Source organism: Salegentibacter sp. UBA1130 (assembly GCF_002311535.1).
Lineage (GTDB): Bacteria > Bacteroidota > Bacteroidia > Flavobacteriales > Flavobacteriaceae > Salegentibacter > Salegentibacter agarivorans.
This window is the reverse complement of the sequence record NZ_DCAP01000004.1, coordinates 88,321-102,408: the sequence shown is the minus strand read 5'-3', so window position 1 is coordinate 102,408 and position 14,088 is coordinate 88,321. Positions and strand designations below refer to the sequence as shown.

Genomic DNA, 14,088 nt, shown 5'->3' with positions numbered 1-14,088 from the left:
ATAATTAGAAATTAACGACAAGCCTAAGCGATTAGTTTATTGGTGAAGCAAAAAACTTGCATTCACCCATTGCCAGATGTGAAAACTACTATGCCGCTCTCCTTCTTTATATTTCAGCCATTCATTTTGCAATTCATCAACATCAAACCAATTAGCGTATTGGCTTTCCGCTATTCTGTTTAATTGTGCTTCTACCCAACCACTTAATTCGTCACCAAGCCATTCTCGTTGAGGTGTTTGCAAGGGACGTTTTGGTGCATAAGAAATTCCTAAAGGTACCAGTTCTTTTACGAGTTCACGTAACAGGTATTTATTTACACTGCCTTTAATCTTAAAATTTTCAGATTGAGCAAAGGCAAATTCTACTAATCGGTAATCAAGAAATGGCTCCCTGAGTTCGGTACTGGCAGCCATAGATATTCTATCATTGAATCTTAGGGCTCTTGGAATTTTTGTATAGAAGAGGTCTCTATATTGTAGGTTTTGGAGTTGATTACCAAAAGGCTTAGGATAATTTGGTTTTTCGGCAAATTTCATTAATTCTTTACTCAAACAATTTATTTTAAAAGGAGAGAAATCCCTTCTTTGTCCCTGAATATTATTGGAATGATCCCCACCACGGTAATAATCGTATCCAGCCCATTGCTCATCCATCCCCTGACCATCCAGAAGTACCAAAACATTATCCTGCCTTGCCTGCAGGAATATTTTTGAATAAGCGATCGTAGGAAATCCTCCAAATGGTTCATCCTGTATAATGCTTATGGTTCTCGATAATTCTTCAACTTCATTAACATCAAGTCGAATTTTTGATAAAGGATTTCCTGTTTGCGATATCATTTTTTTTACCCAGGGTAACTCATCATATCGTTCATCATCTGAATAGAATGTATACGCACTAATCCTTTCTTTCTCCTGATATTGATTCACAAGAGCTAGTAAAAGGGAACTATCTACTCCTCCACTTATATTAAAACCAACTTCTACATCGGCTCTAAACCTTAACGAAATGCTGTCCTTTAAGAGGCTAAGATATTTCGCTTTGGCTTCTTCAATATTATCATAAACTTTAACTTTCTGAACATTCTCAACGAAGTCATACCATTGTTGAATTTTCAGCTCACCATTCTTAAAGCTTAGAAAATGCCCCGCCGGTAATTGGAAAATATGCTGATAAAAAGTTTCACTGGGAAGACCATATGATCCATACGCGAAGTAATTTGCCCATACTTTTAAGGATGGTTCATTGTTTCTGAGGATTCCGGTTATACTCTTGATCTCACTAGCGTAGAAAAATTCTTCAGCATTTTTGGAATAATAAAATGGCTTAACTCCAAACCTGTCACGGGCAGCAAATAAAGACTTTTCTTTTGTATCCCAGATCGCAAAAGAAAACATCCCATTCAGTTTATCCAGACAATTTTGCCCAAATTTAATATAGGCAGCTATTAGAACTTCAGTGTCAGACTCAGTCTTAAATTCGTAGAATGGTTTTAATTCTTCACGCAGTTCAAGGTAATTATAAATTTCACCATTAAAACTTAATTGGTATCTACCTGAATTTACAGAAAATGGCTGATTTGAAGCATCGTTTAAGTCTATAATTGAAAGCCTGTTATGTCCAAGATAAGCAAAGCCAATATCATGAAATTTCCCCGTGTTATCCGGTCCACGATGTTTTTGTAATTCAAGCATTTGCTCCAGATCCCGTTGACGATCAAATGGAGATATAATTCCAGCTATGCCGCACATTAAGATCTGCTTTTTAGTATAATTTCCGCTTTCATCCAGTCGGCTTCGGTATCAAGATTCACATAATCAGTATCTGAATTCTCAATAAATCCAATATTCTCTCCGTAAAGCGAATTTTCTTTGAGTATAATATCTGTTTTGACTAAATATATAGCCCCATCTCTATGAAATGCCTTCGGCAATTCCTGCCGGCGTGAAATAATATTCTTCTCCCCCGTAGCGATTTGCAGTGCTCCATTCTGCTCTTCAAACACCCAATGCGGATTGAATTCGTGAGGAACCTCCCGAACGCTTATAAGAGAATCATGATTTCCTGACTCAAATTCTTTGATAGCTTCATCTATTAAGCCTTTTTTTCTAAAAGGAGTTGTTGGCTGAAGGAGGCAAACAGCATCATAATCCTCATTGGCATTTTCAAAATATGACAAAGCGTGCTTTACAACATCAAGAGAGGGAGTATTATCTTCGGCAAGTTGAGAAGGCCTGGTAAAAGGCACCTCTATCCCAAGCTGTTGTCCAGTATTTATAATCTTTTGAGAATCTGAACTTAAGATACATCGAGTAAGTAGTTTTGAATCTAAAGCTGCCTCGATAGTATATCCTAAAAGTGGTTTTCCTGCCAGAAAATTTATATTCTTGCCAGGAATTCCCTTGCTTCCACCCCTGGCAGGTATAATTCCAAGAATCCTCATTAGTAATTTATTGTTTTACTAAAGCTGAGTTCTGAACTTGCCAAAATCTCTGCTATTTTCTTTCCGGCTTCTCCGTTGCCATAAATCTGAGAGCCAGGGAATTTATTATAGTTAATAATCTCTTTCACTGCATCATAAATTTCATCCCTTTGAGGCGAAACATCTCTTACGTTCTTCCCTCGTAACCTTCGGTTTTGTCTATTTCCAATATTTACTACCGGTAATCCCAGGTAGGAACATTCTCTTATCCCTGCACTTGAATTTCCAATTAAGGCACTTGAATGCTTTAGGAGTCTCAGAAAATCCAATGGTTCCATATTTTTAAAAAAATGAATGCTTTTTGGGTTAACCATTTCCCTGAAAGTTCTAATTCCATTAGAGGTGCCATCGGAACCGGCATCAACATTGGGCCAAAACCAAAAAACAGGATAGTTTAATTTATTAATAGCTTCAAGGGTTTCAGTAATATGCTCTCGGGATTTTTGATACTCGGTAGTTACCGGGTGCTGCATTACCACGGCGTAGCCATCTTTCCAATTGAGTTCTTCTCCTACACCGCCGTATTTTTCAATTGGATCAAAATTCAGTGTCTCTTCAGCACAAATCTCTTTCACCAAATCTATGGAAGGACAACCAGTATTAATAACTTTTTCCGGGTTTTCGCCCAATTTGATTACCCTGGCCCTGGCATCATCACTTGAAACCAAATGCAGATCAGCTAGTTTGGTGTTGGCGTGTCTTACTTTCTCGTCAATACTGCCGGTAACTTCGCCGCCCTGGATATGAACCAGGGGAATATTCTGATAAGCAGCAGCAATGGAAGTAGCAATGGTCTCAAACCTATCGGCAATAGTCACTACCGCATCAGGCTGAAGATTATAGAATACATTTGTTAGCTCCATCACACCTATCCCTGTAGTTTTCGCCATTGTTGTAGGATTTTCCCCCTCAAGAACCATAAAGACTTTGGCACTTGCTTTAAAACCGTCTTTTTCGATAAAATCTGCAGCATTCCCATATCTATCCAATAATGCAGAACCTGCTAAAACAAGCTGAAGTTCCAAAGATGGATGTGCGTTAATTGCAGTAAGTGCAGACTTTATTCGACTATAAGATGGACGGGCGGTAACTACTACACAAATTTTTCGTTTTGGCATTTTAGTTCTCAGTTAGTTTTGCTAAAGTAGGAAATTTGTTTATGAACGTCATTGGAAGTGATGTATCTCAGAAACCATCCATGCGAAGACGTCATTGCGAGCGAAGCGAAGCAATCCGTTGCAGTTTAGTCACGATCGTGTTAGGAGACAACTTACAGCAGATTGCCACGTCCACCAGCGGCGGACTCGCAATGACGGTTCGCATAATAAAATATTTTATTTCAAATCCTCCTCCTGTAAAAAATCCCACTGCTTTAAGTCCTGTTTAATCTTCTTTCCAATCACCATCTCAAATCCGGAAGCAGGAATTCCAAAGCCTTTAGGCTTTTTTGCCTCCAGATCTTCAAACTGAATAAGGTGGTCTTCTTTTAGATCTCTATTCACCGCCAGAGACTTTTCAAAAATATCTTTTAGGGAGGCGAATTTTGAATTATCACTTTTATCAACAGGGTTACTCCTTGCTAATTCGATATTTTGAATAGCGTTTACTAAAGCCTTAATTTCCTCTATTTCCAAAGAAGAAGTCGCATCGGGACCAAAACTCTTTCTGGAGAAAATAGCATGAAATTCTAAAATTGAAGCTCCCAAAGCAGCAGCTGCAATACAGGTTTCTACTTTCGCAGAATGATCGGAATAGCCTATAGGTACATTATACCTTTCCTTCAATTCCGCTATAACATTCAACCCGTATTCCTCAGGTTTTGTTGGATACGCAGTAGTGCATTGCAAAATAGAATAGCCGACTTTTTTTTCTTTTAAGAACTTTACAGAATCATCCAGCTCATTAAAAGAGCTCATTCCAGAAGATAGAATTACTGGTTTTCCCGTATCGGCAATTTTTTGAAGCAATAAAAAATTATTTACTTCTCCAGAACCTATTTTATATTGGTTTACACCTAATCTCTCTAAAAGATCTACCGCTTCATTACTGAAAGGTGAAGCTAGAAATTCTACCTTATTTTTATCACATTCATTTTTTAAAAGTCTCCATTCTTCTTCTGTGAAACTCATCCGCTTCCAGTAATCGAACCTTGTTTTATCCTGCTGAGAAAACTTAACCCGAAACGGTTCAAATTCGCTACTTTCTGCTTCTGCTATATGAACCTGAAATTTAACGGCATTTACCCCCGTTTCAGCGAGTGCTCTGATGTAACTTAATGCCATACCCAGACTGCCGTCATGTGCCTGACCAATTTCTGCAATTATAAACGCCATTAATACTGCGGTTTTGAGAGTTTATTAAAAGTAACTAGTGTTTCCCCTTTAACCGGTTTTCTTTCTACCCATATTTTACCAAAATTAAATATATTGATAAAAAATGCCTTCCAGAACTCCTTTAAATACCTTTTATCTTTCAATGCATATTTTTTAAAATTGAGAAAATAAAGTCGGGCGATCTTCTTCAACAACAATGGAAATGGATAATAGACCATATAAAAATAGGCGGTATTTTTAAGCTGTTTCCCAAACCTGAAATAATTAGCTCCGATTAGCTTTCGCTTTTCTAAATCTACCCGGTGATTCACCTGTATTTTATGGGTGAAAATAATATTATATCCTCTATTTAGAACTTCTAATGCCAGGCAAACCTCTTCTCCGTAAATATCTATCCAGGCCGGAAAGCCTCTTGTTTCTTCGTATACATTTTTTTTTACTACAAAGCCACATCCTATAAAATCATTCACCAGAAGGTCGGGTCTGGAAATTAGTTGTTTCTGCGGAATATGTTCGTCTCCCTCGAACACTCCTTTAATCTCTTTAAAGGCTAAAATTCCGGTTGTTGGATTCCCACGGAAAAGCTCTTCAGAAATCTGAATAAAATCAGGTTGAAGAGGATGAGCATCATCATCAAAACCGAACAACAATTTACCTTTAGCCGTTTTATAAAGAATATTTCTCGCTCTGGAGGCACCAATGCTTTTTTCAGAAGAAAACCAATGTATATACTCGAAATCTTCTTGTAAAAATTTAGAATTATCGGTACAACCATCCAAAAAGACCCGTATTTCATGTTTATTATAATCAATATAATTTTCCAGAATTCTTAGCGTTTTAAAGAGCTCTTCTTTCCGATTTTTTGAAACTATGAGAATAGATGCTTCCATTGCCTAATTCAGGATCTTTTCAATTTCAGCCTTTAAATGATCTGCAGAAAGATAATTCTTAAGATCCTCTCGCTTCATTTGTAAATTCATTTTATTTTCCAACCAGCTTTTATATAAGTCTTCCAGAAGTTGTGTTATCTTAGATTCATTATCAATTTCAGACCAATAAAGATATTCTTCTCCCAGTAATCTCCGGGATTCACTTTTTTTAGGCCCCAACAACAATATAGGTTTTTCTGCAGCGATACAGTGAGGAAATTTACCGGGAAGAAAGGGACTTAGTTCTGCTTTGGATTCCAGGATCACATTTACAGAAACATTTATTTGAAGCTGCTGGGTCTGTTTATATTCCAAATAATCTCTGATTACAACCGTTTCAAAGGACTTCTTTACTTTTTCCAGTTCTTTTTTATGATAACTGGCATTGCCGATTAATAATAAATGAGCATTTTTTTTAGCTTCCGGGACATTTTCTAGAAACTTCTGAAACGCTTTAATAAGATGAAAAGGGGGCCTTTGTTTCATGAGGTTTCCGGCATGCATTACCGTAAATTTTTCAGGATCAAAAAAATCGGGCAATTCCTCTGAAATTTGGTTTTCAATAAGCTGGTGCGGAAGAATTACTGCCTTTCCCTGAAATTCGGAAAACTTTTCTGTCATCCATTCTTTTAAGAGTTCACTGGGAAACGCAACCCAGTTACATTTTTCCGCAAGTTCGCTGAAAAATTCAATCTTTTTAGTATATCCAGGTTCACTCCAGTTATAAGGTTCAGGATAATAATGAAATGGATAAGGATCATGAATATAAGCCATCCATTGCTCATGAAAATTTGGATAATTCAGCATCGCATAATGAGGCCTAAAACTGGCTCCTTTACTCAAAGTTAAAACCAGGTCTGGATTAAAACCTTTATGCTTTTCAAGCGCATTTTTAATAATTTGTACGTCGTTAAAGAATGTAAAACTGAAACCGAATTTGGGTTCTAAATATTTTGCCAGGTTAACTCCAAACCAGTGTTGGATTTTACGCTGTATTCTACTTAGGAAGTAGTTAGCGCTAAATTTTTCTTCGTTTATGGCGATACATTTTACAGATGCTAACTGGATCTCCTTACGAGTATAGTGTAATACTAAAAGCTTAAAACCGGATTGCTGAAGATTATGAATCAAGGCCACATTAGCCTTTGAGCCGCTACTATCATCTACGTCTATAGATTCAACAACAATCAAGATCTTCTTCTGGAGCACTGCTAAGGAGTTTTCAGTAAAACTATGAATTTTCATATTTCAACAAGCTCAATAAGAGAGAAATTTTAGTTTAATAGAGAACAATGAAGAATGAGCCCCGTCCATTAAACTCAGGAGAGACCTGTGGAAGTGGCTTGTTTCTCTAAGAAATCTACAACCCTTTTAGCTGCATTTCCATCACCAAAAGGATTCTCCACATCCTGAAAATTTGGTGGATCTTTTAAAATTCTAAATGCATGGCTCAGGATATTTTGAGAATTTGATCCTGTTAGAATTGAAAAACCGGCTTTAACCGCTTCCTCTCTTTCGGTATAGTCCCTTGTTACCAAAACTGGTTTCTTAAAAGTAGGAGCTTCTTCCTGAATTCCTCCGGAATCGGATATGATAAGATCACAGTTGCTGATGAGCCATACCATTTCCGGATAATTTACAGGTGGTAACAACTTAATATTCAATTGTTCCTTCAGTCTTTCTTCTACGATCGTTTTGGTTCCCGGATTTAAGTGAACCGGAAACACTATAAGAATTTCTTTATTTTTCGCCAGTTCTAAAAGAGAATTGCATAGTTCCACGATCCCTTTCCCAAAATTCTCTCGGCGATGTCCGGTTACCAAAATCATTTCTTCAAAGTCGGTTAATTTTAATCCAAGATTATTTGAAATAGTTTCTGCATCCAGTTCACTTTCTATCATTTTTAAAGCATCAATGACCGTATTCCCGGTTAAAACAATAGCTTCTTTCTTTATTCCCTCTGAAAGTAAATTTTCAGTAGCTTTTTCTGTTGGAGTAAAATGCCAGGTAGCGATTCTACTTATAAGCTGCCTATTAATTTCTTCAGGGAATGGAGAATATTTTTGATAAGTTCTTAAACCGGCTTCAATATGCCCCACGGCTATCTTCCGATGAAATGCGGCCTGGGCAATAATGTTTGCCGTGGTGGTATCTCCCTGTACTAAAACCACATCAGGTTCTTCATGATCAAATATGCTGTCTATTTCTTTAAAAATTTCAGCACTTAAACTATTCAAAGTTTGGCCGGCTTTCATTAAATCAAGATCGTAATGTGGTTCTAGGTTAAAAACTTTCAGCATTTGGTCGAGCATTTCCCGGTGCTGCCCAGTAGTACAAAATACTGGTTGCAATCCACGACGTTCCATCTCAAGAATTATTGGAGCCATTTTAATGACTTCAGGTCGGGTACCGAAACAGATGAGTATTTTCAAATTTTACTTTTAATCCTACGTTTATAAAAAGGATATATTTTCTGATATATCCAATGCTTCAAAATATAATAATCAGCAAATCTTAGATCAATGTCATATCTAAGAAAAAATATATTTTCCTCTCTTAAAATTGGTTTATGTAATTTCCAATTTTGATGGAATAATAAAAGAAGTTTCCATTTAAAATACGACTTACTTATAATATTATCTTGCTCTAAATGCTGTTCAATTAATTTTAGACTGAAAATCTGTGATTTTAATTTACTCACATCTTTCTTTCTGCTTATTCTTTCCCCCATATGTTCCCTATAAAGAACATAACAGCTCTTCGTATTGATCAATTTTTCAGACTGTATTATTACTCTTGAAATGAACTCTGCATCATCATTCAAAGTTAATTGAATGTTCCACAACCCCGCTTTTAAAATTAAAAGACGAGAAATTAGAAAAGTGTGAATAGGAACGAAAGTTTGATGAACCCTTAAAGTTTTAAAATATTCTCCCGGAAGCAAATAATCCTTATTACATAAAACATTTTTACGTTCCAGTATTTTGCCTGGCCACATCAAATCCCAATCACAAGTTGTGAAAATTAGCGGATTATTAAGATCTTCTAGCTTTTGTGATTGCAAAAGCAATTTATCTCTCGATAAAAGATCGTCGTCATCTAGCCACTGAATATATTTCCCAACACTTTGTACGAAGCCGTAATTTCTGCAAGCGCAAGCACCTTTAGTATAATGAGAAGGTCTTTTGACATAGAAAAACCGCTGATCTGAAACTTTAAAAGCATTCACGATTTGTTCTGTATCATCATTGCTACCGTCATCCACAATAATACATTCCCAATTCCTAAAAGTTTGATGTTGTACCGCCCTTAGAGTTTCTTCAAGCAAAGAACCTCTATTAAAGGTTGGGATTATTACAGATATTAACGGCTTCAACTTTAAAGTCAGAATTTTAAAATTTTTAATATTACCTTTCTCATAAACCAGTGACCTAAAATAGCAATTTTAAATCTTGTGATTAATTCGGGATAATCCTTTCCGATAATCTCTTGAATACGGCTTAATAATTTAGAATCATATTTATACAATAAAAACTGCCGGGTAAAATATAAAAGAGTTGTTTTTGTATGAATATGATGGCTATCTAAATAGTTGAAAATTTTAATCCCTACTACTGCAGAAGTTTTTCTTCGAGAAAAATTTTCATCATTATTCTCCGTGATTGAATTCGCATGTTTTCTTCTATAAAATAAAACCTTTTTTAAGGCACTAAACTTTGGATTAGTCTTATAAAATTCCTGAACAAATAAAACCCACTCTTCAGCATAAAAGAGCGTATCATCAAACCGAAAGTTTTTTGCGAAAGAATATTTAAACAAAGGCACCTGGGCAACAAATTGGATATCTCCAATTAAATACGCATCTGCTAAAGAATATTTATTCAAGAAAGTATTTTCCTGGTGTTCATCCCAGGCGATTTCTTCATATTGATTAAAATTTTTTGCTCCACAAATGGAAAAGTCCAAAGAAGTGTCTTTCTGTAACTCCTTCATTTGTAGCTCGAGTTTTTTTGGATGCATAATATCATCATCATCAAAAAACTGAATAAACTCAGGTTGAATTCCCTCGGCTAAATCTAATCCATAATTTCTACCCGCCGAAAGCCCTTTCACATATTCTTTGGGCTTTATTAAATATCGGAATCTTGAATCTGCTTTAATAAACTCACTTACAATATCGGAAGTATTATCTGTTGAAAAGTCATCAATTATAAGACAATGAAATTTGGTATACGACTGGTTTTTAATTGAATTTAGAGTTTCTAGAATTAGATGAGCCCTATTGAAGGTATTTAATATTATTAAGATCATTCTTGTTATCTATTCTTTGTAATATATTAAACGATAACCTCTATAAAAAAAAGAATAACTCATAAGGCCGAAACTTAACCTTAGAAAGGTTTTAAATTCATTTAATCTTAAATTTATTATTGCTTCCTTAAGTATATCAAATCTTAAAGATGTTTTCTTCTCATTTATTTTTCGGAATATGTTTATTATTCTATATATATAATATTTCCTTAAATTTTCGTCCAAAAGACCTTTCTTTTTTAAATATCTAAAATGCTTTCTAAAAGCAAGGAACTCTGAATTAAGTTGTTTTATATTTCTGGTAGTAGATAGGGTTTTTAATGTATTTATTCTTTTACAATAATTCATTAAAGGGTCGCTTATAAACTCCACCCTGGGCTTGTTATAAATATTACGTAGATTAAAATCCCAATCATCCATTAATTCAATTTCGGAGTCAAATTTTTCAATGAGAAAGCTTTTTCTCCACATAGGGCCACATATATACCAGGATATCTTATGTTTAAAATAATCCTCTACCAGATTACATGATTTAATGCTATTAATAGAAATCAGTTTATTATTATTACAATTATAAATATTTAAAGCACTTATCACTGCATCAGCATCTCTTTTAACTATTAATTTAATTTTCCTTTCCAGCATATCATCCATCGGAATATCATCATCATCAAAAAATTGAATGAAATTTCCTTTTGCCATATCCAAGCCCAGGTTTCTACACGTAGCAGGCCCTTTAATTAAATCTTGATGTCGCTGATAAAAGATGAATCTAGAATCTTCTGCCATAAAACTATTTACCAAATCTGCAGTATTATCCGTAGAACCATCATCCACTATTAAACATTCCCAGTTTTTATAGGTTTGCTTTTTAAATGCTTCCAAAGTAACACTTAATAGCTCGGCTCGATTATATGTGGGTATTATAATAGAAACAAGACCTAAATCCATTATTATTTTTTTGAATGAAAAAATGATTTAATGATCCTAAAAGGAAAAATAAGTATACTTCCGAGCCTGTAATCGTAGGAATTTTTAATATTCGTTTCTTGAATTCTTGCTTGTTTTAATTTATCAAAAATCACCTCTACCATAGTATCATAATTTTCGATGTAAATATCTGAATGCTTTCTGTATATATATTTAACAAGATCTATATTATCCTGAATACTAATAGATTTATTTCTTGAGTTTGGTTTGTTCCTATAGTTCAAAAGTGGTTCTTTTAATACATAAAGACCCCAGCCAGCTTTTAAGACTGAAATATTAAATTCCCAGTCCTCATAGCCTTTACGCATATTAATATCATATCCTCCAACATCCCTCCAGCATTGTTTTCTAAACATTAAACACCCATAAGCATTATTTTCAAAAACTATTCTATCTAATCCTGTTCCTTTCGGTTTTTGAACCTTATACACATGCCCGTCCTTAATTAATCTTGCATAACAAGAAACCAATCCTATGGTGCTATTTCGATCCAAAATGTCTATAGCTTTCATTATAAAATCTGGTTCAAAATAGTCATCAGCATCTAATGTCACAATATATTCTCCCGTTGCGGCGTCAATACCATTGTTTCTTGCGTGACAAACGCCAAGGTTTTCTTGAATAATTAATTTATCAATTATTAATTTTATCTTTTTAAGATAAGATTTTGTGGAAGGGTTCGACCCATCATCTACCACAATAATCTCTTTATGAGGATAGGTTTGATTTATAACAGACCTCACAGCCTCCTCTATAAATTTTCCATCATTATAACATGGAATAATAACTGAAACCAATTTTATATTATCCTTAAACATTTACCTCCTTTAAGTATTTTACGCTATTATAAGAAGCTTGTATGTAAATTTTATCGAAGCTATCATTTTCTAATTTATTTACAACAGCTTCTGGGGATAAATAAGCACTATAATATTTCTCTACATTCTCTCTCATTCTAATAATTCCCTTCTCCGGTAAAGAGAATGCAAATTTTATTTTTTCATCTAATTGTTCAAAATTTTCGTAAACCAAAGCAGTATTATTATCCTCTAAAGCAGGAATCATTAGTTCAGCATAAGATAAATGTATAATAGGAATACATGAATTTGACATTGCCTCTATAAGATTGTGACAATAGGGCATATCTACTCCCGGAAGAGCAAGATAAAAATTGAAGCTCTGATAAATAAAGTTCAGATCTCCTCCTCTAATCCTAAAATCTTTGGAAGTATCAATAATAATTATTTTTTCGTCTTCTAAACTATTGATAAATTCATTAAGCTCAATAAGTGAATTTAATTTCCTAAATGCGATATTTCCATATAAATATTCCGCAACATCCAGGCGACTAGGTAAAGCAAAAAGACCTGAAAATTTTATTTTTTGATAATTTACAGGATCAATATTTCCAGCCATAAAAACTGATCTTTTATTATGCTTTACACTTTCTTTATTAGGGATTTGGTGATAGATGTTGTAAAAAGTGGGAAATTTACAAATGGGGACATGATAAACTTTCTCATTATATTTAGAAAATAATGGAGTGAAATAATCATTACTTAACTGTTCAGCCGAGAATGATATATTTATAGCTTTATTAGGTTCTCCAAATTTCACAAAACCTTCTTCCAGTAAATTAGGCATGAAGGTATATTGTCCTTTTTTCTCTATTAATTCCCTTAAAAGTTTTTTATTATTGGGGATAAACACAGTATACCCACATAAATCGAAAAATTTAAGAAAGCTATACAGATATCTGTTCTTTGAAAGTTTTGTTATATCAACTTTTATAGTTTTCTCTTTTTCCCTAACCTTTGATGAGTGGAATAAAATGGAATAATACCTGAGAAGAAATAAAATTTCCTTCTTAATGTTTCTTCTGGTTTTATAATACAACATCTAATTCTAAAAGTCCCGTTCCTTAGGAATAAATTTTATCCCATTTTTTATTAAGTGAATTCTGTGAGAAATTAGTAGAAATAAATTTCCTGGCGTTTGCCCCCATTGTATTTCTCAATTCTGGATTATTTATTAGCATTTCCAATTTATCTGTATAGCAATCCAAATTGTACTCCTTGCATAAAAAGCCCGTTTCACCATCTTCTAAGGTATATTTTATCCCGCCTGAGTCAAATGCAACTACGGGTAGGCCACAGGACTGAGCTTCAGCGGTAACCAAACCCTGACTTTCTACACCATAATTAGGATCTGTAATTGAGGTCATTAAAAAAATATCGCTATTTAACAGGATTGCTTTAATATCTGCCTGGTTTTTGGCGCCGGTAAGAAAAATTTTGTCATCTAATCCATGCGTTTTAATTAATTTATTAAGATTATTGTACTCCCTTCCATTTCCTACAATGGTATATCTAATGTTGCAACCTTTTAAAATTAAATTTTTCACGCATTCTACACCTAATTTTTGTCCTTTAAATGTTTCCAGCCTACCTACGGTAACTAAAGATATATAATCACTCAGTTCTTTATGCTTTTTAGGTTTAAAGTATTTATCGTCTACTCCTACGGGAATAATCCTGATCTTATCCTCTTCGGCACCCAGACTTAATAAATTTTTTTTTAGGTATGGAGTATTGGCAATAAAATAATCTCCTGCAATAAATAAATTCTTATAATAATCCTTATCATCAATTCTTCCATTAATAGGAAAATACAGATCATGACCATGAAAACTTACAATAAGCTTACCTTTTAAGAAACCAATCATTTTTAAAAAATCTATAGGATGTTTATTGGTTCCGAATTGAACATGTAAATTTTCAACCTCTCTAAATTGACTAAAAAAAATTAATTCATACAAGTAAGTAAAACTAAATTTAGAATATTGACGGTAATATTTAATGATGTAGAAGAATAAATTAATATGGCTTACAGCTAAGAAAAATCCTTTTAAAACCCTATATACTTTATTAGTTGGTATTTTATAGTCCTGGATTATTATCTTCTCACTTAGGTTATATTTCAAAAACAATTCTTTCTGTGAAGAACTATTAAAATCCAATAAGTCCCCTACGAGTATCTTAA

The 14,088-nt window shown here is 34.1% G+C and carries 13 protein-coding genes; all 13 read right to left on the bottom strand.

What is annotated here, in order from left to right:
• Positions 1-36 precede the first annotated feature (36 nt).
• The 13 genes from asnB to B4F31_RS01210 all read right to left on the bottom strand — a co-directional run bounded on the left by asnB (position 37) and on the right by B4F31_RS01210 (position 14,029).
• The gene (gene asnB / locus B4F31_RS01270; RefSeq protein WP_286760416.1) at positions 37-1,752 is read right to left on the bottom strand and encodes an asparagine synthase (glutamine-hydrolyzing); all 1,716 of its coding nucleotides are present in this window, start codon (positions 1,750-1,752) and stop codon (positions 37-39) included.
• Positions 1,752-2,444 (bottom strand): cytidylyltransferase domain-containing protein, encoded by a 693-nt coding sequence (locus tag B4F31_RS01265; protein WP_286760415.1) that lies wholly within the window; start codon positions 2,442-2,444, stop codon positions 1,752-1,754. The genes asnB and B4F31_RS01265 overlap by 1 nt, the downstream gene beginning before the upstream one ends.
• Positions 2,444-3,601: a UDP-N-acetylglucosamine 2-epimerase gene (gene neuC / locus B4F31_RS01260; RefSeq protein ID WP_286760414.1), complete on the bottom strand. Its 1,158-nt coding sequence runs from the start codon at positions 3,599-3,601 to the stop codon at positions 2,444-2,446. Before neuC ends, B4F31_RS01265 begins: the two co-directional genes overlap by 1 nt.
• Before the next feature lie 216 nt (positions 3,602-3,817).
• A complete protein-coding gene (locus B4F31_RS01255) occupies positions 3,818-4,816 on the bottom strand; it encodes an N-acetylneuraminate synthase family protein (RefSeq protein WP_286760413.1) in 999 nt (332 codons plus the stop codon).
• Positions 4,816-5,706: a glycosyltransferase family 2 protein gene (locus B4F31_RS01250; protein ID WP_286760412.1), complete on the bottom strand. Its 891-nt coding sequence runs from the start codon at positions 5,704-5,706 to the stop codon at positions 4,816-4,818. Before B4F31_RS01250 ends, B4F31_RS01255 begins: the two co-directional genes overlap by 1 nt.
• Positions 5,707-5,709: 3 nt before the next feature.
• Positions 5,710-6,990, bottom strand: coding sequence for a UDP-glycosyltransferase (locus B4F31_RS01245; protein WP_286760411.1), 1,281 nt, complete (start codon positions 6,988-6,990; stop codon positions 5,710-5,712).
• Positions 6,991-7,064: 74 nt separating this feature from the next.
• Positions 7,065-8,132 carry a non-hydrolyzing UDP-N-acetylglucosamine 2-epimerase gene (wecB, locus tag B4F31_RS01240; protein WP_286760410.1) on the bottom strand — a complete coding sequence of 356 codons (1,068 nt, stop codon included), beginning with the start codon at positions 8,130-8,132 and terminating at the stop codon, positions 7,065-7,067.
• Between the two features lie 41 nt (positions 8,133-8,173).
• Positions 8,174-9,121: a glycosyltransferase family 2 protein gene (locus B4F31_RS01235; protein WP_286760409.1), complete on the bottom strand. Its 948-nt coding sequence runs from the start codon at positions 9,119-9,121 to the stop codon at positions 8,174-8,176.
• Between the two features lie 8 nt (positions 9,122-9,129).
• Positions 9,130-10,056 carry a glycosyltransferase family 2 protein gene (locus B4F31_RS01230; RefSeq protein WP_286760408.1) on the bottom strand — a complete coding sequence of 309 codons (927 nt, stop codon included), beginning with the start codon at positions 10,054-10,056 and terminating at the stop codon, positions 9,130-9,132.
• A gap of 9 nt (positions 10,057-10,065) precedes the next feature.
• A complete protein-coding gene (locus B4F31_RS01225; RefSeq protein WP_286760407.1) occupies positions 10,066-11,007 on the bottom strand; it encodes a glycosyltransferase family 2 protein in 942 nt (313 codons plus the stop codon).
• Between the two features lie 2 nt (positions 11,008-11,009).
• Entirely contained in the window at positions 11,010-11,864 is an 855-nt protein-coding gene (locus B4F31_RS01220; RefSeq protein WP_286760406.1) for a glycosyltransferase family 2 protein, read from the bottom strand.
• On the bottom strand, positions 11,857-12,945 hold the full coding sequence (locus B4F31_RS01215) for a hypothetical protein (protein WP_286760405.1): 1,089 nt from the start codon (positions 12,943-12,945) through the stop codon (positions 11,857-11,859). The genes B4F31_RS01220 and B4F31_RS01215 overlap by 8 nt, the downstream gene beginning before the upstream one ends.
• Before the next feature lie 22 nt (positions 12,946-12,967).
• On the bottom strand, positions 12,968-14,029 hold the full coding sequence (locus B4F31_RS01210) for a glycosyltransferase (protein ID WP_286760404.1): 1,062 nt from the start codon (positions 14,027-14,029) through the stop codon (positions 12,968-12,970).
• Positions 14,030-14,088 lie beyond the last annotated feature (59 nt).

Bases quoted from the DNA above. Each gene is read 5' to 3' on its own strand.
- asnB (WP_286760416.1), bottom strand. From the start codon at position 1,752: ATGTGCGGCATAGCTGGAATTATATCTCCATTTGATCGTCAACGGGAT.
- B4F31_RS01265 (WP_286760415.1), bottom strand. From the start codon at position 2,444: ATGAGGATTCTTGGAATTATACCTGCCAGGGGTGGAAGCAAGGGAATT.
- neuC (WP_286760414.1), bottom strand. From the start codon at position 3,601: ATGCCAAAACGAAAAATTTGTGTAGTAGTTACCGCCCGTCCATCTTAT.
- B4F31_RS01255 (WP_286760413.1), bottom strand. From the start codon at position 4,816: ATGGCGTTTATAATTGCAGAAATTGGTCAGGCACATGACGGCAGTCTG.
- B4F31_RS01250 (WP_286760412.1), bottom strand. From the start codon at position 5,706: ATGGAAGCATCTATTCTCATAGTTTCAAAAAATCGGAAAGAAGAGCTC.
- B4F31_RS01245 (WP_286760411.1), bottom strand. From the start codon at position 6,990: ATGAAAATTCATAGTTTTACTGAAAACTCCTTAGCAGTGCTCCAGAAG.
- wecB (WP_286760410.1), bottom strand. From the start codon at position 8,132: ATGGCTCCAATAATTCTTGAGATGGAACGTCGTGGATTGCAACCAGTA.
- B4F31_RS01230 (WP_286760408.1), bottom strand. From the start codon at position 10,056: ATGATCTTAATAATATTAAATACCTTCAATAGGGCTCATCTAATTCTA.
- B4F31_RS01225 (WP_286760407.1), bottom strand. From the start codon at position 11,007: ATGGATTTAGGTCTTGTTTCTATTATAATACCCACATATAATCGAGCC.
- B4F31_RS01220 (WP_286760406.1), bottom strand. From the start codon at position 11,864: ATGTTTAAGGATAATATAAAATTGGTTTCAGTTATTATTCCATGTTAT.
- B4F31_RS01215 (WP_286760405.1), bottom strand. From the start codon at position 12,945: ATGTTGTATTATAAAACCAGAAGAAACATTAAGAAGGAAATTTTATTT.